The 22,154-nt window shown below is 63.8% G+C and carries 22 protein-coding genes, 2 tRNA genes, 1 other RNA gene and 2 pseudogenes; 19 read left to right on the forward strand and 8 right to left on the reverse strand.

Annotation, left to right across the window (positions count from 1 at the left end):
* The first annotated feature begins 193 nt into the window (after positions 1-193).
* Positions 194-3,073 carry a glycosyltransferase family 2 protein gene (locus SIL87_RS17545; protein WP_319615438.1) on the forward strand — a complete coding sequence of 960 codons (2,880 nt, stop codon included), beginning with the start codon at positions 194-196 and terminating at the stop codon, positions 3,071-3,073.
* Here the strand turns inward: SIL87_RS17545 and mrdA are convergent.
* The 3 genes and pseudogenes from mrdA to kdsA form a co-directional block, all read right to left on the reverse strand.
* Positions 3,025-4,755 (reverse strand): annotated as a pseudogene (mrdA, locus tag SIL87_RS17550) (penicillin-binding protein 2); the annotation flags it as partial. The gene SIL87_RS17545 and the pseudogene mrdA overlap by 49 nt on opposite strands.
* 81 nt (positions 4,756-4,836) lie before the next feature.
* Positions 4,837-5,262, reverse strand: coding sequence for an OmpA family protein (locus tag SIL87_RS17555; protein ID WP_319615439.1), 426 nt, complete (start codon positions 5,260-5,262; stop codon positions 4,837-4,839).
* A gap of 34 nt (positions 5,263-5,296) precedes the next feature.
* A complete protein-coding gene (gene kdsA, locus SIL87_RS17560; RefSeq protein WP_319615441.1) occupies positions 5,297-6,127 on the reverse strand; it encodes a 3-deoxy-8-phosphooctulonate synthase in 831 nt (276 codons plus the stop codon).
* A gap of 187 nt (positions 6,128-6,314) precedes the next feature.
* Between kdsA and infA the strand changes: the two genes are divergently transcribed.
* The 4 genes from infA to SIL87_RS17580 are packed head-to-tail and all read left to right on the forward strand — an operon-like array spanning position 6,315 to position 8,119.
* Positions 6,315-6,533, forward strand: coding sequence for a translation initiation factor IF-1 (gene infA / locus SIL87_RS17565; RefSeq protein WP_029311525.1), 219 nt, complete (start codon positions 6,315-6,317; stop codon positions 6,531-6,533).
* Positions 6,524-7,096, forward strand: coding sequence for a Maf family protein (locus SIL87_RS17570; protein WP_319616011.1), 573 nt, complete (start codon positions 6,524-6,526; stop codon positions 7,094-7,096). The genes infA and SIL87_RS17570 overlap by 10 nt, the downstream gene beginning before the upstream one ends.
* Positions 7,097-7,106: 10 nt before the next feature.
* Positions 7,107-7,967, forward strand: a complete 861-nt coding sequence (locus SIL87_RS17575; protein ID WP_319615443.1) for a ribonuclease E/G — start codon at positions 7,107-7,109, stop codon at positions 7,965-7,967.
* On the forward strand, positions 7,964-8,119 hold the full coding sequence (locus tag SIL87_RS17580; RefSeq protein WP_319615444.1) for a DNA gyrase inhibitor YacG: 156 nt from the start codon (positions 7,964-7,966) through the stop codon (positions 8,117-8,119). Before SIL87_RS17575 ends, SIL87_RS17580 begins: the two co-directional genes overlap by 4 nt.
* Here SIL87_RS17580 and SIL87_RS17585 read toward each other — a convergent pair.
* The gene (locus SIL87_RS17585) at positions 8,074-8,658 is read right to left on the reverse strand and encodes an LOG family protein (protein ID WP_319615445.1); all 585 of its coding nucleotides are present in this window, start codon (positions 8,656-8,658) and stop codon (positions 8,074-8,076) included. The two genes, SIL87_RS17580 and SIL87_RS17585, sit on opposite strands and share 46 nt — an antisense overlap.
* An 88-nt stretch (positions 8,659-8,746) precedes the next feature.
* On the opposite strand from SIL87_RS17585, the gene SIL87_RS17590 reads away from it, so the two are divergent.
* From SIL87_RS17590 to rnpB, 4 genes are all read left to right on the forward strand, one after another.
* On the forward strand, positions 8,747-9,742 hold the full coding sequence (locus tag SIL87_RS17590; RefSeq protein WP_319615446.1) for an Ig-like domain-containing protein: 996 nt from the start codon (positions 8,747-8,749) through the stop codon (positions 9,740-9,742).
* Positions 9,743-9,814: 72 nt separating this feature from the next.
* On the forward strand, positions 9,815-10,018 hold the full coding sequence (locus SIL87_RS17595; protein ID WP_319615447.1) for a hypothetical protein: 204 nt from the start codon (positions 9,815-9,817) through the stop codon (positions 10,016-10,018).
* A complete protein-coding gene (locus SIL87_RS17600; protein WP_319615448.1) occupies positions 10,018-10,395 on the forward strand; it encodes a hypothetical protein in 378 nt (125 codons plus the stop codon). The genes SIL87_RS17595 and SIL87_RS17600 overlap by 1 nt, the downstream gene beginning before the upstream one ends.
* A 1-nt stretch (position 10,396) precedes the next feature.
* Positions 10,397-10,798, forward strand: an RNA gene (gene rnpB / locus SIL87_RS17605) — RNase P RNA component class A.
* 27 nt (positions 10,799-10,825) lie between these two features.
* Here rnpB and SIL87_RS17610 read toward each other — a convergent pair.
* A tRNA-Thr gene (locus tag SIL87_RS17610) sits at positions 10,826-10,900 on the reverse strand.
* Between the two features lie 86 nt (positions 10,901-10,986).
* Between SIL87_RS17610 and SIL87_RS17615 the strand changes: the two genes are divergently transcribed.
* Both SIL87_RS17615 and SIL87_RS17620 read left to right on the forward strand, forming a co-directional pair.
* Positions 10,987-11,062: transfer RNA gene (locus SIL87_RS17615), tRNA-Ala, on the forward strand.
* A gap of 86 nt (positions 11,063-11,148) precedes the next feature.
* Positions 11,149-11,352, forward strand: coding sequence for a hypothetical protein (locus tag SIL87_RS17620; RefSeq protein ID WP_319615449.1), 204 nt, complete (start codon positions 11,149-11,151; stop codon positions 11,350-11,352).
* Positions 11,353-11,570: 218 nt separating this feature from the next.
* Here the strand turns inward: SIL87_RS17620 and SIL87_RS20185 are convergent.
* The 3 genes and pseudogenes from SIL87_RS20185 to SIL87_RS17635 all read right to left on the reverse strand — a co-directional run.
* Positions 11,571-12,167: pseudogene (locus SIL87_RS20185) on the reverse strand (lipoate--protein ligase family protein); the annotation flags it as partial.
* Positions 12,168-12,170: 3 nt separating this feature from the next.
* Positions 12,171-13,421, reverse strand: coding sequence for a radical SAM protein (locus tag SIL87_RS17630; RefSeq protein WP_319615451.1), 1,251 nt, complete (start codon positions 13,419-13,421; stop codon positions 12,171-12,173).
* A gap of 39 nt (positions 13,422-13,460) precedes the next feature.
* A complete protein-coding gene (locus tag SIL87_RS17635) occupies positions 13,461-14,492 on the reverse strand; it encodes a radical SAM protein (protein ID WP_319615452.1) in 1,032 nt (343 codons plus the stop codon).
* A gap of 71 nt (positions 14,493-14,563) precedes the next feature.
* Between SIL87_RS17635 and SIL87_RS17640 the strand changes: the two genes are divergently transcribed.
* The 8 genes from SIL87_RS17640 (at position 14,564) to SIL87_RS17675 (ending at position 22,153) form a co-directional block, all read left to right on the forward strand.
* Positions 14,564-15,256, forward strand: coding sequence for a type 1 glutamine amidotransferase (locus SIL87_RS17640; RefSeq protein ID WP_319615453.1), 693 nt, complete (start codon positions 14,564-14,566; stop codon positions 15,254-15,256).
* Between the two features lie 266 nt (positions 15,257-15,522).
* Positions 15,523-15,903 (forward strand): DsrE/DsrF/DrsH-like family protein, encoded by a 381-nt coding sequence (locus SIL87_RS17645; RefSeq protein WP_319615454.1) that lies wholly within the window; start codon positions 15,523-15,525, stop codon positions 15,901-15,903.
* A gap of 50 nt (positions 15,904-15,953) precedes the next feature.
* On the forward strand, positions 15,954-16,799 hold the full coding sequence (locus SIL87_RS17650) for a 4Fe-4S dicluster domain-containing protein (RefSeq protein ID WP_319615455.1): 846 nt from the start codon (positions 15,954-15,956) through the stop codon (positions 16,797-16,799).
* Positions 16,751-17,932 carry an IS256 family transposase gene (locus tag SIL87_RS17655; RefSeq protein ID WP_319612316.1) on the forward strand — a complete coding sequence of 394 codons (1,182 nt, stop codon included), beginning with the start codon at positions 16,751-16,753 and terminating at the stop codon, positions 17,930-17,932. The genes SIL87_RS17650 and SIL87_RS17655 overlap by 49 nt, the downstream gene beginning before the upstream one ends.
* 151 nt (positions 17,933-18,083) lie before the next feature.
* Positions 18,084-19,460 carry a heterodisulfide reductase-related iron-sulfur binding cluster gene (locus SIL87_RS17660; protein WP_319615456.1) on the forward strand — a complete coding sequence of 459 codons (1,377 nt, stop codon included), beginning with the start codon at positions 18,084-18,086 and terminating at the stop codon, positions 19,458-19,460.
* Positions 19,457-20,509 carry an FAD-dependent oxidoreductase gene (locus SIL87_RS17665; protein ID WP_319615457.1) on the forward strand — a complete coding sequence of 351 codons (1,053 nt, stop codon included), beginning with the start codon at positions 19,457-19,459 and terminating at the stop codon, positions 20,507-20,509. The genes SIL87_RS17660 and SIL87_RS17665 overlap by 4 nt, the downstream gene beginning before the upstream one ends.
* A complete protein-coding gene (locus SIL87_RS17670; protein WP_319615458.1) occupies positions 20,509-21,384 on the forward strand; it encodes a hypothetical protein in 876 nt (291 codons plus the stop codon). Before SIL87_RS17665 ends, SIL87_RS17670 begins: the two co-directional genes overlap by 1 nt.
* Positions 21,371-22,153 carry a 4Fe-4S dicluster domain-containing protein gene (locus SIL87_RS17675; protein ID WP_319615459.1) on the forward strand — a complete coding sequence of 261 codons (783 nt, stop codon included), beginning with the start codon at positions 21,371-21,373 and terminating at the stop codon, positions 22,151-22,153. Before SIL87_RS17670 ends, SIL87_RS17675 begins: the two co-directional genes overlap by 14 nt.
* Position 22,154 lies beyond the last annotated feature (1 nt).

The following is a 22,154-nucleotide window of genomic DNA, read 5'->3' on the forward strand; positions in this document are numbered from 1 at the left end:
TTATGGACCAGATCGTCGGCGGCATGTGCGATGGGCATCCCATGATCCGATAGCCTCTCCCTAGCACGGCAGCCGTGTCCTGACGGTTATAAATGCCCCGGTTTCGCCATAATGCGGCCCGTGCGATGCCGCACTGCACACGCATCTGAGAGCAGCCGCAGGATGTTTCTGCGCCTCAACCGGATGATTGTTCATGACGCATCAATCCCAGCTTCGTCCTCTCGCCCCTCAGGTCAGCCGGCCACGCGGCCGTTCCGGCTGGCGCAGCCCGGGCACCTGGCTGGCTGCGCTGGCGACGGCGGGGGCGACATTCGGCATCTGGGCGGCGCTCAATCGCCCGGTCGACAACATGCCGGCGTATCGCGGCGAAATCGGCGGCTTTGCCTTCTCGCCCTTCCATGCCGGGGAAAGCCCGCAGAGCAACGTGTACCCGACGATCAGGCAGATCGACTCCGATCTCGCGCTGGTCGCGACGAAAACCCACAACATCCGCACCTACACGGTGCAGAACGACCTCGGCGACATTCCGGCCCTCGCCGCGAAATATCACCTGAACGTCACGGTGGGCGCGTGGATCGACCAGCACCCCAAGGCCAACGAGGCCGAACTGCACAAGGTGGTCAAGGTTGCCAACGCGAATGCCGACGTCAAGGCCGTCATGGTCGGCAACGAGGTGATCCTGCGGCGTAACCTGACCGTGCCGGAACTCGCCGCCGATATCGACTACGTCAAAAAGCGCGTGCATGTGCCGGTCTCCACCGCCGAGCCGTGGCATGTCTGGCTGCATCACCCGGAACTGGCCAAATCGGTCGATTTCATCACCGTGCATCTGCTGCCCTACTGGGAAGGCGTGCCGGAACCCGATGCGGTGAAATATGCCCTGTACCGGCTGCATGAGGTCGAGAAGCGGTTTCCCGGCAAGAAAGTGGTGATCGGCGAGATCGGCTGGCCGTCGGACGGGATCGACATCGGCGGCGCGCGCGCCTCGCGGGTGTTGCAGGCGAATTTCATGCGCACGTTCTTCAACGTCGCGCAGAAGGATCATCTGCATTATTTCGTCATGGAAGCGTTCGACCAGCCCTGGAAGACCAGCTTCGAAGGCCGCGCCGCCGGGTATTGGGGCCTCTGGTCGCTCTCGCGGGAGATGAAATATTCGCTGACCGGCCCGGTCCTGCCGAACCGCGCCTGGCTGCCCTGGGCGGCCGGGGCTGCGCTGCTCGGGCTGATGATCACGCTCGGCCTGCTGTCGCGCCGGCCGGACATGCGGGTGATCGGCAAGGTCATTTTCGCGGTGCTGGTTCAGGGGTTCGGCACGGCGCTGGCCATGCTGCTGATGACGATGGGCGAGACCTATCTTTCATGGTCGGCGGCGGCGGTGTGGAGCACCCTCGCGCTGGGCCAGGGCCTGCTGCTGTTCCTGCTGATCGCGGATAGTTTCGACCTCACCGAAACCCTGTTCGGCCGGGTGCGCAAGCGCCATTTCGAGCCGGTTCCGGCACCGCACGGCATGAAACTGCCCAAGGTCTCGCTGCATCTGCCGATCTGCAACGAACCGGCCGACATGGTGAAGCAGACGCTGAACGCCCTCGCCGCGCTCGATTACGAGAATTACGAAGTGCTGGTGATCGACAACAACACCAGGGACAGCGCGGTGTGGGAGCCGGTGGCGGCACATTGCGCGCGGCTGGGCTCGAAATTCCGGTTCTTCACCCTCGGCCAGTATCCCGGCTACAAGGCGGGCGCCCTGAACTTCGCCCTGCGCGAAACCGCGCCGGATGCCGAAATCGTCGGTGTGCTCGACTCCGATTACATCGTCGATCCGGACTGGCTGCGCTGCATGGTCCCCGCCTTCGCCGACCCGGTGGTGGGCTTCACCCAGTCGCCGCAGGATTACCGCGACAATGACGGCTCGATCTTCAAGCGCATGATGTTCTGGGAATATGCCGGGTTCTTCCAGATCGGCATGGTCAACCGCAACGAGCGCAACGCGATCATCCAGCACGGCACCATGACCCTCATCCGCACCGAGGCCCTGAAAAAGGATGGCGGCTGGGCGGAGTGGTGCATCACCGAGGACAGCGAACTGGGGATGCGGCTGTTCCGCGACGGCTACGAGGCGGTCTATTCCAAACGCAGCTTCGGGCGCGGCGTGATGCCTGATGACTTCAACGCCTTCCGCAAACAGCGCTATCGCTGGGCCTATGGCGCGATGCGGATCACCCGCGCGCATTGGAAAGCCCTGCTCTCGCCGTTCGACCGCACGCTCACGCTCGGCCAGCGCTGGCATTTCGTGACCGGCTGGCTGCCGTGGATGGGCGATGCGCTCGGCCTCGCCTTCCTGTTCCTCGGTCTCGCCTGGTCGGCCGGGCTGATCCTCGACCCCGTGCGGTTCGAATTTCCGATCATCCTGTTCATGCTGCCCTCGATCGGTCTGTTCGTCTTCAAGATCGTGCAGATCCTCGCCCTCTATTCGGCGCGGGTGAAGTGCGGGCTGGGCGACCGGATCGGCGCGGCGGTGGCCGGGCTCGCTTTGTCGCACACCATCGGCAAGGCGGTATGGAAAGGATTGTTCAGCAACAAGCTGCCGTTCCTGCGGACCCCGAAAATGAAGGATGCGCCCGCTCTGGTGCAGGGTCTGGTGATGGCGCGCGAGGAGCTGGTTCTGCTCGCCCTCACCTGGGGCGCGCTGCTCGGGGTCGGCTTCGGCCACCATTGGGCGACGCCGGAATCCAAGCTCTGGTGCCTTGTGCTGTTCACCCAGTCGCTGCCCTACCTCGCCTCGGTCAGTGTTTCGATCATCGCAGCCCTGCCTGCCCGGTCGGTCAAGGCGTTGCCGGCTCCGGCCCATGTAGCACTGCCGGTCTCCCGGATGCCAATCTCGGCACGCTCGGCGGCGGGGATTGAGCCTGCGCCGTCCCTGCCCGACCGGGTGGGGATTCCGGTTCAGCCGATCGCGATAGGTTGGCGGAACGCGGCGGTGAACAGGTCGCGGGCGATTTTCACCGGCCCGAGCAGGGTGCCGTGTTCGATTACCACCGCGGCGGCAAAGCGCGGACGTTCGACCGGCGCATAACCGACGAACAGGGCGTTCGGACGATATTTCCACGGGAGCCGGGCGTCGTTGTAATTGGCAGCTTCCATTGCGGCATCCTCGTTGATCACCTGGGCGGTGCCGGTCTTGCCGGCCATGCGGATGCCGCCCGGCAGAACCAGCCGCGCCCCCCACGAGGTGCCGAGCGGGGTGTTGACCACTTCATCGAGACCGCGCCGGACGGTGGCGAGGTGGCGATCGTCGAGCCCGAGCGATGCCGCGACCGGGCGGTGGGGACGCTGATCGCCGATCGCGCGCACGATATGAGGGTCGAGCGCCGTGCCGGTGCCGATCCGCGCGATCATGGTGGCGAGGTTGAGGGGGGTGAACAGGGTGTAGCCCTGGCCGATGCCCTGAACCGCGGTATCGCCCATGGTCCAGTCGATCCGGCGGCGCCGGGCCCAGTCATGGGTCGGCAGGAAGCCGGCGGCCATACCCGGGAAATCGAGATGAGCGGGACCGGTCAGGCCTAGCTTTCCGCCCATCGCGGCCATGCGGTCGATGCCGGTGCGCATCGCGACATGGTAATAGAACACGTCGCAGCTTTGCTGCAGGGCGTGGGATGCATCCATCCAGCCATGACCGCTGCGCAGCCAGCAGTAGAACATGCGGTTGCCGATCTTGAGATGACCGGGGCAGAAAAACCGGGTTTTGGCGGTGATCGTGCCGGCCTTGAGGGCGGACAGCGCGACGGTGGGTTTGAAGGACGAACCCGGCGCATAGAGACCCTGGGTGGCGCGGTTGGTGAGCGGGCGTTCCGGGTTGGTCATCCAGCGATGCCAGACCGCATCCGGCACCCCGTCATCGAACCAGGCGGGGTCGAATGACGGGGCGCTGGCCATGGCGAGCACCGCGCCGTTCTGCGCGTCGAGCAGCACGGCGGCACCGGCGCGGCTGTTGAGGGTGGCAACCGCGGTGCGCTGGAGTTCGGCATCGAGGGTGAGCGAAACGGTCTTGCCCTGCCGGCCGGAATCGCGATCGAGCACGCGCACGACCGATCCCAGCGCATCGACCTCGGTTTCGACCACGCCGGGTATGCCCATCAGCACCTCGTTGCGGGCCTGTTCGATCCCCGAGCCGCCGATACGCGCCCCGGGCAAAGCGAGGACCGGTTGCGCCTTCACCGCCGCCTGGTCGGGACGGATGACATAGCCGACGGCATGGGCCGCGATGGGCCCCAGCGGATAATGACGGGAGAAGCCACGATCGATGATGACGCCGGGCAGCCGGGTCGCCTGGACTTCGAGCCGCGCCATCTCGGCCCAGTCGAGATCGTTCTTCAGGGTGACCGGCAGGTATTGCGCGGGGCCGGCCAGCAAAGCGTCGAGGCGGTCGCGCTCCGCCGGGGACAGGGTGACGAGGGTGGCGACGCGTTCGATCACCGTGCGGGGATCGTGCGTGTCGGTCATCAGGAACAGGGCGCGCCAGTGCTGGCGGTTGCCCGCGAGAAGGGCGCCGGTGCGGTCGGTGATGAGGCCGCGCTCGGGGGCGAGCGGGCGTTGCGACATTGCGTTATCGCGCGCCTTGATCCGGTAGCCCGCATGCTCGATCACCTGCAGATCGTAAAGCCGGGCGATCAGGCCGCCGAAGGTGACGGTCTGGATGCCGCCGATCACCAAAGCACGGCGGGTGAAGACCTGACGGTTGAGCGTGCTGCGAGCCATGCGCGGCGTTGTGCGACGAGGCGGGCGGTAACCCAAGACACGATCTAGCGAGCGCGCCCACCGCCCGCCTGCGGCGAAATCCTATTGGGGTGCGTGCGACCTGCCGATGACGATGGTCGCGGTGCGGCTGGCCTGCTTGCTGTCCGGCGGGCTGCCGATCGGGCCAATCCCTTCGGTGGTGATGCGCGCGGGGGCGACGCCGTCCGCGACGAGCTGGGCGGCGACGGCGGCGGCGCGCTGGTTCGAGAGTGCCACGTTGTCAGGAGTATTGCCGACCGTGTCGGCGGCGCCGGTCACGGTGACCGGAGAGAGCAGGTCGATTTTCGCCTTGTGCGCGGCCTGGGCGACGACGGCGATGCCGGGCGGATTCAGATTGGTCTTGAACGGGGCGAAGAACACGACGTAGGACGGTTGAGGGTGCATGAACGGCAGGTCCGCGCAGCCCGCCAGACCGATGCCGGCGACGGCGAGACAGGCAGCGGCGGATAACAGGTTCGGGCGATGCATCGTGATCTCCTCCGGGACCGTTCCCGGTACGGGATCATTCCTGCCCGGTCTCGGCCTTGGCCACAAGATCGAATTTCTGCAACCGCGCCAGAAGAGCGGGCATGCGGGCCAGCGGGATCATGTTGGGACCGTCGGACGGGGCGTTATCCGGGTCGGGGTGGCATTCGATGAACAGGGCGGCGCACCCGACCGCGAGTGCCGCCCGCGCAAGGATAGGTGCGAATTCGCGCTGGCCGCCGGAGGAGCCGCCCTGGCCGCCGGGCTGCTGGACCGAATGGGTGGCATCGAACACCACGGGATAGCCGGTCTGCGCCATGATCGGCAGCGCCCGGAGGTCGCTGACCAACGTGTTGTAGCCGAAACTCGCCCCCCGTTCGGTGAGCATGATGCGCTCGTTGCCGGTGCTGGCGATTTTGGCGGCGACGTTCTTCATGTCCCACGGGGCGAGGAACTGGCCTTTCTTCACGTTGATCGCCCGGCCGGTGTTGCCGGCGGCGAGCAGAAGATCGGTCTGGCGGCAGAGAAAGGCCGGGATCTGCAGCACGTCCACCACCTCGGCGACCGGCGCGCATTGATGGGCGTCGTGCACATCGGTCAGCACCGGGATGGCGAATTTCGCCTTGATATCGGCCAGGATCTGCAACCCCGCCGCCATGCCGACGCCGCGCCCGGTGCCGAGCGAGGTGCGGTTCGCCTTGTCGTAGCTCGATTTGAAGATCAGGCCGATATTCAATGCCCGGGTCATCTCGACCAGCGCGCCGGCGACACTCATGGCATGATCGGCGGATTCGATCTGGCAGGGGCCGGAGATCAGCGTGAAGGGGAGCGCATTGCCGATGGTGAGGGTGCCGATGGTGACGTTCATGGGGTTCGATTCTTTCACGATAGAGGGGCACGATAGACCGGTGGGAGGGACGAAACCGGGTTTATTGCCTTCCGGACCGCAGCGACAGGCAGGGGGGTATTATCTGCTCCGATCCGCGCAAACCTTGACCTCGCCGCCCGCACGGCTCATGTGAGGCCCGCACGTAACGACCTTATAACGAGGATAGATGTCGAAAGAAGACATGATCGAGTTCAGCGGCACCGTCGCTGAGCTGCTGCCCAATGCCATGTTCCGGGTCAAGCTGGATAATGAACACGTCATTCTGGCGCATACCAGCGGCAAGATGCGCAAAAACCGCATCCGTGTTCTGGCCGGCGACCGCGTGAACGTCGAGATGACGCCCTATGATCTGACCAAGGGCCGGATCACGTTCCGATTCAAGTAACGCTGGTCCTCGCCTCGTCGAGCCCGCGCCGGCTCGATCTGCTGCGCCAGATCGGGATCATCCCGGACCGTATCGTCAGCCCCGACATCGATGAAACGCCGCAGCCTCATGAGGTGCCGCGCAGCCTCGCCGCGCGCCTCGCCCGCGCGAAACTCGATAGTGCCGCCATCCCCGGTTCATTCACCATCGCAGCCGATACGGTCGTCGGTCTCGGCAGCCGCATCCTGCCCAAGGCCGAGACCGAGGCAGAGGCGCGGCAGTGCCTCACGATGCTTTCGGGGCGGCGTCACAAAGTGTATTCCGCGGTCGCGGTCGCGGGCCCCGATGGAAGGATCGCGATGCGAACCGTCGCCAGCGTCGTCGCCTTCGCGCGGCTCGAAGCGGGTGCGATCGAGCATTACATCACGAGCGGCGAGTGGCGCGGCAAGGCCGGTGGCTACGCGATCCAGGGGCGCGCCGCCGGTTTCATCGATTTCCTGTCGGGGTCCTATACCGGCGTGGTCGGCCTGCCGCTGCACGAAACCCTGAACCTCCTGCGCGGCCTCGGCTGGCGCGCGCCGTGATGATCACCCCGTGATCCTTGCCGCGCGACGGCGCGGGGCGGTGCATCTCGCCCTGCTGGAGGCGGGAGTGCTGGTCGATTACGCGATCTGGCAGCCCGATGAACCGGATGGGGTGGGCGATCGCTACACGGGCCGGGTGACCGCCCGGGCCCCGGCGCTCGGCGGCGTCTTTGTCGATCTCGGCGCCGCCAGCGGCTTCCTGCCCGACAGCGCGGGCGGCAAATCGGCATCGGACGGCGATCTGCTCGCGGTGCGGATCATCCGCGCGGCGCAGGGTGGCAAGGGGCCGCGTCTCGCCCGCGCCCCGGGTGAACCGGCGGGCCGGCCTGGCCTCGACGCCCGTGGCCCCGGCCCGATCGCGGAATTCCGTGCCCTGCACCCGGCCGCGCCGATCCTCGCCGAGGATTTCGAGCTGATCGCCCGGCTCCGCCCTGATTTTGCCGGTGTCGAGCATGCGCCGTCCTGCTTTGCCGGGATCGAGGAGGAAATCGCGGGCCTGACCGAGCCGGTCGTGCGTCTCCCCGGCGGCGCGCGTGCGATCATATCCCCGACCCCGGCGCTCACCGCCATCGATATCGACGCGGGGGCCGCAACCGCCGAACGGGGCGAAAAAACCGGGCTGCAGGCGCGACTCAATCGCGCGCTGATCCCCGAACTCGCCCGTCAGATCCGCCTGCGCAACCTCAACGGCGCGATCCTGATCGATTTCGCCGGCATGAAAGCGAGCGCGCGCCCCAGCCTCGCGCCCGACCTGACGCAGGCCCTCGCACGCGATCCGTTGAAACCGCGCCTGCTCGGCTTTACCTCTCTCGGCTTCGCCGAGATTCTGCGCCCCCGTATCCGCCCGCCACTCCACGAGATCCTGCCATGACCGCGAAACCCTGCCCGATCTGCCGCAAGCCGAGCATTCCCGAACAGGCGCCGTTCTGCTCGCGCCGTTGCCGCGAGGTCGATCTCGGCCGCTGGTTCGGCGAGGATTACAGGGTCTCGACCATCGAGCCATTGCCGGACGAGGGCGAATAATCGTCGAGCCGGGCCAGCGCGGCCGCGACATCCGGCACGATTTCCCAAAGCTGGCGCGCCGAATCCCGGGCGAAGCCGGCGCCGATGACCGCATCGAGCAAGGCCACCACTCTGCCCGCCCAGCCCAGAATATCGACCAGGATGATGGGCTTGGCATGGCGCTCCAACTGCTTCCACGTCACGATCTCCATCAGCTCGTCGAGGGTGCCGAGCCCGCCGGGCAGCACCACGAACGCATCGGCCCGGGCGAACATGCGCCGTTTGCGGGTGTGCATCGAATCGGTGACGATCAACTCCGACAGGCCGGGAAACTCGACCTCCCGCGCGCGCAGGAAATCGGGAATGATCCCGACCACCGTGCCGCCGCTGCCCAGGGCCGCGCCCGCGACGGCGCCCATCAGGCCGACATTGCCGCCGCCGAACACCAGCGTCATGTCGCGCGCGGCGAGCCCCGCGCCCAGATCGCGCGCCGACTGCATGTAATCGGGCGCGACGCCGACTGAAGACCCGCAAAATACCGTGACCGAAATGTGACTCATATTCCAGAATGACCTCTTGAACCTATCGACAGGGACAAGTTCGTGGCAGGGTAATCAAATCGAAGCAAGTTATTGATAGAGTCCGCCCATGGCCCTCAACGCACAGCAAACCGACAATGAAAAGCCCGGTCGCCCTGCCCTTCCCGGGTGGGTCGCGCCGACCGCCATTGCGGGTCTGGGCCTGGTTGCCTTGCTCGGCCTCGTGTTCCTCGGCGGCCAGCAGCATTTCGAGCCGACCAAACCGGCCCCGAAGGTTGCGGCCAGCACCATCGCATCGCCTTCGGTCGCCCCGGGGCCGAGCTTCGATACCGTGCGGGTGGATGCCGGTGGCAACGCGGTGATCGCCGGCCATGCGGCACCCGGCAGCACCGTCACCATCACCGCCAACGGCAAGGCGATCGGCACGGTGAAGGCGGATCGCTCCGGCAGCTTCGCCTTCGTCACCTCCACCCCCCTGCCGGCGGGGGGGCAACAACTTGCCCTGTCGGAATCGAGCCCGACCGGTCAGGTGATGGCGAGCAATCGCAGCGTCACGGTATCCGTGCCGGAGGCGCCGAACGAGGGGGCGCTCGCGGTGCTCAGCGGCACCGGCAAATCGCCCTCGCAGGTGCTGAGCGGCCAGGGGCCGCAACCCGGCACTCTCGGCCTCGGCTCGGTCGATTACGATGGTTCGGGCAAGGCCGTCATCGCGGGAACCGCGAAGCCCGGTGCCACCGTGTCGCTGTTCCTCGGCACCACCAAGCTCGGCACGGTGAAGGCCGATGCAGCCGGGCGCTGGACCATGCGGACCGACAGCCTGCCCGCGAAACCCGGAACCTTCAGGCTGGAAACCACAAGCCCGACCGGCAGCGTCCTGCAATCGATGCAGACGGCCTTCGCCCCGCACAAGGTCGGCAAGCTGGCACCCGGCCAGATCGTGATCACCCAGGGGCAGTGCCTGTGGCAGATCGCGCGCAAGCTCTACGGCAAAGGGACGGATTATTCGCTGATCTACCGTGCCAACGAGGCGAGTATCCAGAATCCCAACCTGATCTATCCCGGCCAGCATATCGCCCTGCCGAAGCCGGCAACGACCTCCGGCTGAACGCGGCGCCCCCTTGAATCCGGTTGCGATGTCCATATAATTTCTATATAGATTTCATATAAGGAGATCGCCATGCCCGTCACCAGTTTCGCGTTCGACGAACGGACCATGCAGGCCATCGCCGATCTGCGCAAAATATTCGGCGTTTCGAGCAATGCCGCCGCACTTCGCCGCGCCATCACGCTTTCGCGCGTCGTGGCCGACCAGCGTGACGACAAGAACACCGTCCTGATCCAGGGAAAGGATCATCCGCTCCGCGTCAGCCTCGACGGCTGATGCCTCCGGTCGAGCCGGTTGCGGCGGCCGCTGAAACACGGGTTTCGCTCAAGGCCCTCGATCGCAGCCTGACCGTTCCGGAGCGCATCGCTTTGTCCGATGCCGGCATCCGCCGCCAGATCGCGACCATCGTGCTCTGGCTGTTCGCGGGCACCAATATTCTCTCCGTCGTTTTCGTGATCGTGCTGTATTATTTCGATCAGCGCGATATTGCCGATCATTTGATCCCGGCGACCGCACGGGTGATCACCCCCAGCGTGGTCATGAGCCTGCTCGGGGCCACCACGGTCCAGCTCGGGGCCATCGCGGTGATCATGGCGCGCGGCATTTTCAATGTGCCCATTGACCAGCCCTACCCGATCGTCGAAGAGACCTGAGCCAGACGGTTGGACGGCCGCCGTCACGAGACCCGAAAGGGTGTGACGGAGGAAAGTCCGGGCTCCACGGAAACACGGTGCCGGTTAATGGCCGGCGGGGGCGACCCCAGGGACAGTGCCACAGAAAACAAACCGCCCGCGCGCTTCGGCCTGCGGGCAAGGGTGAAACGGTGCGGTAAGAGCGCACCGCGCCTTCGGTAACGAAGGCGGCAGGGTAAACCCCACCGGGAGCAAGACCGAATAGGGGTGGCCGGCGGCGTGAGCGATCATGGCCGCAGGGGTGTTTTCGACCCGTCACCCGGGTTGGTCGCGTGAGGCGTGCAGCAATGCCCGTCCCAGACGAATGGCCGTCCACCATCCGCGAGGATGCGGACAGAACCCGGCTTACAGACCGTCTGGCATCTATATCGGTAAGAGGAAGTGGGGCGCGTGGTGCCGGGTGAGGGATTTGAACCCCCGACCTTCGGTTTACAAAACCGCTGCACTACCACTGTGCTAACCCGGCGACCGGCTTCGCCCTCTTATCACGACCGCACAGGGTTTCCACCCCTTGCTTCACCCCGGAGCGCGGTTTATACGCCGCGAACCGGTGGGGCCATAGCTCAGTTGGGAGAGCGCCTGAATGGCATTCAGGAGGTCGGCGGTTCGATTCCGCTTGGCTCCACCAGGTTCATTTCATGCAAACGATGCGGCTCGAACCGGCTTTCCGCTGCGGATCGGATCGATCCGATCAGTTGTGGGGCGGTCAGGCCGATGAAATCGACCCCGCGTGCCGTCAGCACCTGCATCACGATCGTCTCGATCTCCGCGACCGGTGCCCGGCGCAGGGACGCTTCGATGTCGCGGATCGCGCGGGCCGGGGTGACGAAAAAATCGCCGGTGATCGCGCAATCGGCGATCCGGTCGCGCGCCGCCCCCTCGAAACGCAGATCGACCCGCACCCGTCCGCCGGGATAGGCGGTGAAACTATGGCCGCGGGCGGCATCGCTGGCGGCGGGTGGCGCTTCGCCTTCGATGAAGGCGGGCGTGCCGATCTCATGGTCGAACAATTCCGCCGCGCGCGCTTCCTCGGCCTCGGTGATCTCGCCCCGGACCGGATCGATCCCGAGCGTTTCGGCGAAGCCGTTCAGCAGCGCGGTCATGACCTCGCCGACCGGGGGTGCCGTGCCGCCACCGAGCATGGCGAGCGAGACCATGCGATCGGCGATCGAAGCCGCCCCGTGTTTCGCGAGCTTGTCGGCAGCCACGTTGAGGCACGACACCATCCGCACCGGATCGACATCGAGCAGCACGGTGCCCTGAAAACTCACCAGCCTGCCGTCGAAAAAGCCGCCGGTGCCGCCGAGCTTGCGGCCATCGACCTCGATATCGTTGCGGGGGCGGTAGGCCGCAGCGACCCCAAGCCGCTGGAGGCCGGTGCAGCAGGCTTCGCACAGGCGCCGCGTGGTCTCGGTCAGGTCGCCGAACCCCAGGGCGTGGCGGTCGAACACGAACTCCCAGCCGAGTTGCCCTTCATCGAGATAGATCGCGCCACCGCCGGTGATGCGCCGGCCCACCTCGATCCCGTGGGCGGCACAATAGTCGCGCTTGACCTCGTCACGCAGCACCTGATGACGCCCGACCAGCACGGTGGGGCGGAAGCGGAGAAAGCGGATAGTGTCGGGCACCTCGTTCGCCGCCCGCGCCTCGATCAATGCCTCGTCGAACGCCATGTGGCGCTGACCGGGACGGATCCCGGTGTCGATCACGCGAAAGACCGGGCGCGGGATCATGGCTCAGCTCTTGGTCGATGCAAGCTGGCGGCGGATCAACCGGACATCCTGCTTGTTCGGCTGGAACGGGTAGGAGGCGATGTCGCGCGCCGGCGAATCGCCATAGGGCCGGTCGCAGGCCGAGACGTCCTCCGCCTCCTTGCCCGGACAGCCCGAGGTGCGGAAGGCGACACCAGCGTTGATGATGTCGTCGAGATCCGCCTGCGGCATGCCGTAATCGACCAGCTTTCCGGTGGTATCGAACCGCATGTCGTCGATCCGCCGGTCACGGTAATCGATCAGGTAGCGCGCGAGCTGCACCCGCCGCCATTGCGGGCGGGGCACCGCGGGCAGATGATCCATCAGCGAGCCTTTTTCGGGGAAGAACGCGAACATATGGCTATGGCCGCCCATGTCCCGGATGCGCTGGACCTGGGTGAGCACGTCGTGCTCGCTCTCTCCCATGCCGACGATCAGATGCGCGCCGAATTTCTCCGGCCCGAAAATCTCGGCGGCGGCCTTCATGATATCCCAGTACTTGTCCCACGAATGGGGCGACTGCACGCCGCGGCCCCGCGTGCGGTCGAAGACGTCCGGGTTGGCGGCGTCGAGCGCGACGGTGAAAATATCCGCGCCGAGATCCTTGAGGGTCTGCACGTCGAGCCGGCTCATCGTGGTCGGGTTCGACAGGATCGAAACCGGCACGTCCGGCACGCGCTCGACCCAGCGTTTCAGAACGACCCTGGTATCGTCATCGGAATTCGGATGGGTGATCATGCTGATGCACATCCGGTGGAAGCGGTCGCCGTCGCCACCGCGCTCCATGATGTCGAGCACGTCGTCATAAGGCACCGCCGGCCAGTCGACCCGGATGAAGTTGCGGTCGGCATAGTCGCGGCTCGCTTCGCGGTGGCGGGCGAGGCCGCAATAGGCGCAGTTGGCGCGGCAGCCTTCGGGGTAGGTCAGCAGAAGATTGAGGCAGCGCGTGCAACTCGTGCGATGCATGTAGCCGTTCATCACGCCGAGGGTGATCGCCGCGGCGGTCGACATCTGGACATAGGCGGGCGAGCGCATATGCGGCGTCAGGATGTTGTTGTTAGGCAAGTAAACGCCGGACGGCACCTCGTCACGCTCCTTGACCCTGCCGCCGTTGCGGGCATCGGCGGGAACCGGCGCGGGGGCGCGGGGGATCATGGCCTCGGCGGTGTTATGATCCGCCTTCACGCCGGGCCGGAAATCTGGCGCAGCATCGCGCGGCATTTCGAGACATCCCATTATCCGGTTTCCTTCTGGTTTTTCATGTGAGTTTCGGTATCAGGCCGCGCAGGCGGTGCGCCCGCGCAGACCATCGAGGGCGATCGAGCAACATGCATGGGCCTGTTCGACCGGTCGGCCGATCGCGGTGGCCAGCGCGCGAATTCCCTCGGCGGGATAGGCGATTCCGTCGAACCCGGCCATGGTGGCGTAGGCATCCGTGATGAGTTTGTGCATCCCCGCCGGGCGGGCGCAGCCGAGCTGGACCGGCACATCCGACAGCCGCTCGCGGGCGGCCACGAACACCCGTGCCGCATCCTCCGGCGTCACGGTCTCGAACGGGCGGTTTGAGGGCGCGTAATACGGCATCACCACGACCAGGACGAGTGCGGACACCCGGTGCCGGGCGATGATGTCGAGCGCGTTGAATTCGCCGAGAATCCGGCCGTAATGCAGCCCGATCACGATATGCGGCACCACGTCCATCGAGGTCGCGCTCAGCGCCGCCAGGGTTCGTTCGAAATCCTCGACCGGCCGATCGAGGTGATAGACGTCGCGGATCGTCTCCTGCGCGCCAATGATATCGGTCATCGCGACATCGACGCCGGCAGCCTCCATCCGGCGCGCTTTCACATCATCGAGCAGGGCGCTGTGCATCGCGATTTTCAGGTGAGGAAACTCGCGCTTGAGTTTTTCCACGGTCGGGTAATAGCGCTCATACGGCACCTCGTTACGGCGATTGGAGCCACCCGACAGCAAAAACCCCTGGAGGTCCTGCAACAAAACCAGATCGCGCACTTTCCGTTCGAGCATCGCCGGGTCGGTCGCCGGGATCATCGGGTCGAGAATTTTCGCCTGGCAGTGATCGCAGTTGAGCGCGCACGCGCCCGCCGTGATCGAAAAGGCCGGAAAACTGTTCTTGTTGCAGCCTTTGACATCCTCGGTCCCATAGGCCCGGAAGGTCGGCGTGAAAAACCGCAGCGGCGCGAGCGGACGGGCTTCTGCCGCAGCCTCCAGCGCCGCGACGATATCCGTATTGAATTCAATATCCTCGAACATCTCGATTGACGATAATCTGTCGTTCCAGGTCACGATTCCAAATCCCTCATTTGATTATTATACTGATCCATCATAACACGATCCGGTCATATGGAAACGATAACATGATCACACTCGGCGTTCTGCAACACACCGATTCCGAATATCTCGGCCTCATGGAAGACCATTTCGAAGGCCGCAACATCCGGTTTCACTATATCCGGCCGTTCACGCCGGGGGCGACGATCCCGGCCACCGCCGAAGGTTTCGCGGGTCTGATCGTGCTCGGTGCCGGTCCGCGCGGCGCGGTCAGCGGCGATCTGCTGGCGAGCCTGGGCCCGGAACTCCGCCTGATCCGCGATGCGATCGCCCGGCAATTGCCCATCGTCGGCCTCGGCCTCGGGGCCGCCATGCTGGCGATCGCAACGGGAGGCGGTGCCGAAGATACCAGACTGCGCCTGGAGGTTGTGCGTGCCCGTCGCAGCGATCCCGCGGCGCTGGGCGGCATGATGCCGGTGGAATTTCCGATCGTGATCTATGGGCGCGATCGTGCGATTCTGCCGCCGGGCGCTGAAATTCTCGCCACCACCACCGGCAACGAGCCGGCGGTCTTCAGGATCAACAATAATTGTCTCGGCTTCATCGGGCATCCGGGCATCAAGCGCGCCATGATCGAGGACCTCGTCATGGAGTTCGACGAAGCGCCCGAGGACATCACGCCCGGTCTTGTACGCCTGGGCGAGGAACAGCGGGCGATTGCCGATGCGCTCACGCCGATCATGGTCGGCCTCATAAAAGTCACCGGATGGATGGGCTGAACGAGCGCGGTTCATGCTGTTTCCTGTTGTGATCTGCCGATGATCGTGTGCGAACGCTGGCGGGTCAATAGGTTACTTTCGCTTTCGAAGTTGTGATGCAGTGCACCATCGATTTTCATATCATAATCTCCGAATATGTCTTGCCAAGCCCGACGTGTCGGGCTAGCGTTATATTCAACAGCACATTTTGACTTGCGGGGTCGCGAACTTGTGGCCCACGAAAATCTGATGACCTGACGACTATAATTAAAAATCGGGAGAAATGCGTGGCCAGAAAACTGATGATCATCATGGTCAATAGCGATCCGCGTAATGGCGAGGAAATGGGCGCGCCTTTCTTTCAGGCGACCGTTGCCGCCGCGATGGACTATGAGGTCGAGATCGTCTGCACCGCGACTTCGGGGCAGTTGATGAAGAAAGGCGTTGCCGAAGCGTTGCGGGTCAAGGCGGGTTCGGACAAATCCGTCTATGATTTCATCAAGGACGCCCATGACGCCGGCGTGAAATTCTACTGTTGCTCGCCCAATCTGGACTTGTTCGACATGACGGAAGCCGACCTGATCCCTGAATGTTCCGGCATTGTCGGTGGCGCACATGTGATCGAGGAAGTCATGGAAAACGATGATGTGAAGGTCCTGACTTACTGACCGACCCCAAGTATTGCGGATGAGCCTGGAACGACAACGGAGTTCGGACCATGGATAGTGGCATAGTTACAATCAGCGACCCGTTGAGCGGCAATTCGGGTGTGTCTTACGACAAGCTCGAGGAGATCTTCAACGATATCAAGGCGCACCCGCTCTACGATCAGGAGCTGTTCGGCTGCCTTAACTGCGGTATCTGTACCGCGACCTGCCCTTCGGCGCATTATTACGATTATTCGCCCCGCGAGATCGTGCAGCTGTTGTGGACCGAGAATCTCGAAGGCATCTACGATACGATGCAGGAGAAAATCTGGGCCTGCGCGCAATGCTATACCTGTGCCGCCCGCTGCCCGTTCCATAATTCACCGGGCGGCCTGGTGATGGTGATGCGCGAAGTCGCGATCCAGCACGGCATGCAATCCGCCAAGGATGTGCTGCGTCCCTTCACCCGCGTGCTGATGAAGCTGGTCTCGACCGGCAACCAGCTTGCGCCGAACATGATCACCCCCGATGCATTCCCCGACTGGGGGCCGAATATCGCGAAAGTGAAGGCCCCGCTCGATCTGCTCCGCAAGGCGATCCCGATGCCGACCATGCATACGACGGACACCGCCTGGGAAGTCAACATCAAGACATCGATCGAGCTTTACACGATCTGGGAAGAGACCGGCGTGCTGAAGCAGCTCGAAATGATCGACGAAAATCTGTTCGACGTGATCTGGTGGTGTAACCTGACGTCTGGAAATTCATTTTGGGTTGGGAGTTGGTGCCCTTGCCGGGGCATGCCCCGGCAAGGGCTGTTCATTCTGGTATTCCATGCAGTTGTTCACACCAACATGGAGACCGATGAATGGACGCCAAAAAGGATACGATTATCGAGGCACTTTTGGAACATCTGATCGAAAACGGCGCAGGCGATATCGCCACGGTATTTGCCAGGACCTTCGAACTCGCCATGCAGATCGAGCGCGAACGCTTCCTCCACGCCAGTCACTACGAGCGCAACCCCGATCGTCAGGGTTACGCCAATGGCTACAAGCCCAAGCGGATCGATACCCCGGCCGGGTCGATCACCGTCGATGTCCCCAAAACCGCCGGTCACGTGGGCGAACCCTTCTACCCACAGTCCCTCGAACGCGGCCGACGCTCGGTCCGCGCCGTCATGGTCGCCGTCGCCGAAATGTACATCAAAGGCGTCTCCACCCGCGACGTCGAGGCCGTCATGCGCGAATTCGGCATCGAAAGCCTCTCCTCCGCTCAGGTCAGCCGCGCCAGCAAGCTGCTCGATGACGAACTCGCCGCCTGGCGCACCCGACCCCTCGCCGAGATCCGCTACCTCATCCTCGACGCCAGATATGAAAAAATGCGCGATAATGGCGTCGTCCGCGATGCCGCCGTGCTCTCGGCCATCGGCATCGGACCCGATGAACGCCGCCGTGTCCTCGGCGTCTCGGTCGCCCTTTCCGAGGCCGAAGTCCATTGGCGTGCCTTCCTCGAAAGCCTCCATCAGCGTGGCCTGCGAGGCGTCGAATTCATCGTCTCCGATGACCATGCCGGATTGCACGCCGCACGCCGCGCCGTCTTCGGCGCCGCACACTGGCAACGATGCCAGTTCCACCTCGCCCAAAACGCCATCCACCACGCCCCCAACCACGCCATCCGCAAACGCATCGGCGCAGAACTCCGGACCGTCTGGAACGCAAATTCCCTCGCCGCTGCCCAGATCGCTCTCACAACCCTCGTCAATGCCTATCGCGACACCGCACCAAAGCTCGCCGATTGGCTCGAACGAAATATCCCCGAAGGCCTCACCGTCTTCACACTGCCAGAACCCCACCAGCGCCGGCTTCGCACTTCCAACCCCATGGAACGCGGCATCCAGCAGGAACTCAAACGCCGCACCACCAAAATCAGGGTCTTCCCCAACGAAGCCTCCCTCGAACGCCTCGTCAGCGCCGTCCTCGTCGAAATCGATGAAAAATGGGCCGCCGACACCAAGGGCTACATCAAGTGGGACTACCAGGATGCCTGACCCCCGCTCGCCCTATTTTCCAGACATCAGGTTGCTCAATCCGTGATCTGCGACATCATGGAAGAAAAACGCGCCGATTTCGAGGATTGGCAAGACGAGCAGGACGACTGATCAACCGCGTTGATCCGAAACGATCGAAAGGTTAAGGACAATGGCTGAGAAACCCGTAAAGACTGCCGAAGGCGACTTCACCGGATTCGGTTCCGAATGGCGCGCCAGCACCCTCTCTCCGGAAGATGCCCGCACGGCGACCGCCTGGGTCGAAAAGCGCATCGACCGGCGCGAGATGCTGACCCAGAAGGACAAGGTTCACGATGTCCGCGACGTGATGTGGGATCTGGAAAAGGACGGTGAAATCGTCGTCCACCGCATCACCGACCAGCACGAACCGGTCATCGGCCGCACCTTGTACGGCTGGGAGAAAAAAATCCCGACCAATCAGCTCTGGCACCACAAATCCTGCGGCCAGTGCGGCAATATTCCGGGCTACCCCAGCTCGTTGCTGTGGATCCAGAACCAGCTCGACATCCGCTATCTGGACGAGACCGACCAGACCTCCTGCACCGCATGGAACTATCATGGGTCGGGGATCGGCAATGTCGTGAGCCTTGCCGCGGTCTTCCTGCGCAATTTCCATCAGGCCTATGTCTCGGCCAAGGCGTTCGGCATGGATGCCGGGTATTACTACCCGCTGGTCCATTGCGGGACGTCGTTCGGAAACTACAAGGAAATCCGTCATTTCCTGCTCCACTCCGCCGAACTGCGGGAAAAAGTCCGCTCCATCCTCGCCAAGCTCGGCCGTCTCGTCGATGGCAAGCTGCTGATCCCCGAGGAAATCGTTCATTACTCGGAATGGTTGCATGTCATGCGCAGCCGGATCGCGGAACGGCAGGTCATCGATGTCAGCAACATCCGCGCCACGGTTCATCCGGCGTGCCATGTGCACAAAATGGTGCCGGAAGACGTGCTTTATGACGAGACCGTTCTCGATGGTAACCGCGTTGCGGTCTCGACCGGGTTGTTGCAGTCTTTGGGCGCTCAGGTGATCGATTACTCGACCTGGTACGATTGCTGCGGCTTCGGCTTCCGCCACATCATCGGCGAGCGTGAATTCACCCGCTCCTTCGCGATCGATCGCAAAATCAAGGTCGCGGTGGAAGAGGCGCGTTCGGATGTCATGATCGGTCACGATACCGGCTGCATCACCACGCTCGACAAGAGCCAGTGGATCGGCAAGGCGGTCGACAAGGTCTATGAGCTGCCGGTGATGGCCGATTGCCAGTTCGGCGCGCTCGCCATGGGGGCGCATCCCTACAAGCTCGCCCAGTTGCATTGGCACGCCTCGCCTTTCGAAAAACTCCTTGAGAAAATCGGGATCGACTGGGAACAGAAGAAGGCGGAATTCGAGGACTACCTCAAGGATGTCGCTGAGGGCCGGATCGAGACATTGTACGACCCGAAACGCGCGATCACCTCGGGGCCGGGCTATGTCGGCTTGTCGATTGAAGGAACGGGAGCAAACGCGTGAGTGATCCAATTCTGATCGTCGGCGCAGGGCCGGCGGGACTGTCTGCCGCCTATGCTGCCGCCGGTAACGGCAGCAAGGTGGTGCTGGTGGAAAAGGCGGACCGGCTCGGCGGTGCGCCGATTCTGTCCGGCTATGCCAAACTGGTTCCGAGCCACGAATGGGCGAAGGACGCGATCGGCGGCATGGTCTCGCGGGTCGAGAGCAACCCGATGGTCACGGTTCATCGCGACACGACGGTAACGGCGTTCGACGGCCAGCCGGGTGCCTTCGTCGCGACACTTTCGAGCGGCGAAAAAATCAACGCCAGCGCCGCGATTTTGACGACCGGCTTTACTCATTTCGACTCGGTGAACAAGCCGGAATGGGGCTTCGGCACCTATCCCGACGTCGTCACGACCACCCAGGTCGAACAGATGATTTCGTCCGGTCAGGGGGTCCGTTGCCCGTCCGACGGGCGCAAGCCGGAGCGCGTTGCGATCCTGCTGTGCGTCGGCTCGCGGGATCGGCAGATCGGCCGGGAATGGTGCTCCAAAGTCTGCTGCACCGTCTCGGCGAACATGGCGATGGAAATTCGCGAGGAACTGCCGAACTGCAACGTGTATATCTATTACATGGATATCCGCACCTTCGGCCTCTACGAAGGCGAATTCTACTGGAAAAGCCAGGAAGAATACAAAGTCAAATACATCAAGTCGCGTATCGCCGAGGTGACCTCGAACGGCAAGCGCCTGATCGTCAAGGGCGAGGATACGCTGGTCAAACGCCCGATCACCATTCCGTTCGACCTCGTGGTCCACGCGATCGGCATGGACCCGAATGTCGACAATATGGTGATCGCCTCGGTGTTCGGCGTGAAGCTTCAGCAATACGGCTACATCGATCGCGCCTCGACCTACACGATGATGAGCGGCACCAGCCGCCCCGGCGTGTTCGTCGCCGGTGCCGCGACCGGGCCCGAAACCATCGATGATTCCATCGCTCAGGGCCAGTCGGCGGCGATCGCCTCGCTGAACATGAGCCACAGCGCCGTGCGCCAGGCCGCCGAGTAGTGGGACGGTCGGGCAACATCGTCCCGCTTCGCGGTCAGCACGGCGTCGCACCCGTGCTCGACCTCGGCGGGCCGCAGTTGCGCGCCACCCTGCAGGATCTGGTGGAAGCCTCGGCGTCCACCGGCGGCATCGACGTTTATGTCAACGCTCTCGGCGTCAAATCCGCGCTTTTCACCGCCCTGCTGGGCCGCGATGCGATCGGCCGGCTCGACGAATCGCTGCTGCGCGACCTTCTGGCGTTGATGCCCACGGTTCGCCGGCGGGCCCGGCTGTGGCTGGAGCGGGAAGGTGCGTCGAGCCTTCGCGCGCGCATCATCACCCTCATGGAAGGTCACGGGCGGGAACAGCCGATCGACGATCTGATCGCGAATTTCACCGCCCAGTTCCCGGAGGGCAACGATTATCGCTGGACCCGCGATCTGGCGGCGGAAATCCTGCATTTCACCGCCCCCGACCGCTGCCCGCTGATGACCCGCTGGATCTGGGATGCCAAGGCAAAAACCGGGGTCTTGCGCGAAATCTGGTTCGACGATGCCATCGATGAAAAACGCGTGGTCGTGCGCGATGATTTCGCGACCTTCAAGGTGCTGGCCGACGAGATTGCCGGGTTCCTGCGGGAAAACGGTTTTTTCCGCGAGCTTGCTCTCTGCCAGGACGTGATGTTCGCGCATGTCTATGCCCGCTACATCAACGATCGCGGCAACCAGTTCCTCAAAGGGGATTTCGGCGGCCCGGAAGATCGTATGGCCCATACCCGCCGGATGCTCGGCCTCGATGCCCCCGGCGCCAAAAAAGGCCGCGCCGCCACTGCCATTGCGCAGGATTCAGTGCCCGAACCTCTCCAGATCAACAGGACACGCCATGCCGATTCATGAAAAATCGCTGATCAGGCCGGAAAATTTACGTCGCAACGAGTCGCTGATCATCGAAGGCGTCGATGTCTCGGGCGACTGGAGCACCTTCATCGATTCCCGGGTGATCACCGACTATAACGAAACGATGCAGGACGAGATCGCTGCCCTGCCCGGCGGCGAAAACATCCATCGCTGCTGGCAGTGCGGTTCGTGCACCAATTCCTGCACGGTCAATGCGATCAACCCGGACTTCAACCCGCGATACTGGATCTACCTGATCCGCATGGGTTACGAATCGGAACTGCTGCGCGACAAGGACATCATCTGGCAGTGCGTGTCGTGCAACAAATGCACCTATGCCTGCCCGCGTGACGTGGTGCCCGAAGGCGTGATGAAAGCCACCGCGCACTGGCTGGAACTCAAGGGCCACACCGAGCCGTCCAACTCCACCAAGTTCGACGACGTGTTCTCGAATCAGGTGTTCGCCACCGGCAAGATCGAAGACGGTCTGGTGATGCGCGACTACTTCAAGGCGACCAATCAGAGCATCACCCAGCCCTGGCTGATCGCGATGGTGAAATCCCTGGCCAGCCGCATGCCGGTCACGTTGCTGATGAAACTCGGCATTTCCACTGTCATCCGCCCCCGCACACGGGATTGGTCGCGCGCCCGCGAGGCGATCGGCGAATATGTCACTGAACGGAAAGTCAAGGACCACGCGACGGTCGGCATGCCGATCTCCCACGCCAAAGCGGCGCAGGGCGAGCCGATCAGCACCAAAGGATCGTGAA

It is taken from the genome of Acidiphilium acidophilum, assembly GCF_033842475.1.
Classification (GTDB): Bacteria; Pseudomonadota; Alphaproteobacteria; order Acetobacterales; family Acetobacteraceae; genus Acidiphilium; species Acidiphilium acidophilum.

Bases quoted from the DNA above. Each gene is read 5' to 3' on its own strand.
- infA (WP_029311525.1), top strand. From the start codon at position 6,315: ATGTCGAAAGAAGACATGATCGAGTTCAGCGGCACCGTCGCTGAGCTG.
- SIL87_RS17595 (WP_319615447.1), top strand. From the start codon at position 9,815: ATGCCCGTCACCAGTTTCGCGTTCGACGAACGGACCATGCAGGCCATC.
- SIL87_RS17600 (WP_319615448.1), top strand. From the start codon at position 10,018: ATGCCTCCGGTCGAGCCGGTTGCGGCGGCCGCTGAAACACGGGTTTCG.
- SIL87_RS17640 (WP_319615453.1), top strand. From the start codon at position 14,564: ATGATCACACTCGGCGTTCTGCAACACACCGATTCCGAATATCTCGGC.
- SIL87_RS17655 (WP_319612316.1), top strand. From the start codon at position 16,751: ATGGACGCCAAAAAGGATACGATTATCGAGGCACTTTTGGAACATCTG.
- SIL87_RS17675 (WP_319615459.1), top strand. From the start codon at position 21,371: ATGCCGATTCATGAAAAATCGCTGATCAGGCCGGAAAATTTACGTCGC.
- SIL87_RS17620 (WP_319615449.1), top strand. From the start codon at position 11,149: ATGAAATCGACCCCGCGTGCCGTCAGCACCTGCATCACGATCGTCTCG.
- kdsA (WP_319615441.1), bottom strand. From the start codon at position 6,127: ATGAACGTCACCATCGGCACCCTCACCATCGGCAATGCGCTCCCCTTC.
- SIL87_RS17630 (WP_319615451.1), bottom strand. From the start codon at position 13,421: ATGGGATGTCTCGAAATGCCGCGCGATGCTGCGCCAGATTTCCGGCCC.
- SIL87_RS17650 (WP_319615455.1), top strand. From the start codon at position 15,954: ATGGATAGTGGCATAGTTACAATCAGCGACCCGTTGAGCGGCAATTCG.
- SIL87_RS17660 (WP_319615456.1), top strand. From the start codon at position 18,084: ATGGCTGAGAAACCCGTAAAGACTGCCGAAGGCGACTTCACCGGATTC.
- SIL87_RS17555 (WP_319615439.1), bottom strand. From the start codon at position 5,262: ATGCATCGCCCGAACCTGTTATCCGCCGCTGCCTGTCTCGCCGTCGCC.
- SIL87_RS17585 (WP_319615445.1), bottom strand. From the start codon at position 8,658: ATGAGTCACATTTCGGTCACGGTATTTTGCGGGTCTTCAGTCGGCGTC.
- SIL87_RS17545 (WP_319615438.1), top strand. From the start codon at position 194: ATGACGCATCAATCCCAGCTTCGTCCTCTCGCCCCTCAGGTCAGCCGG.
- SIL87_RS17580 (WP_319615444.1), top strand. From the start codon at position 7,964: ATGACCGCGAAACCCTGCCCGATCTGCCGCAAGCCGAGCATTCCCGAA.
- SIL87_RS17590 (WP_319615446.1), top strand. From the start codon at position 8,747: ATGGCCCTCAACGCACAGCAAACCGACAATGAAAAGCCCGGTCGCCCT.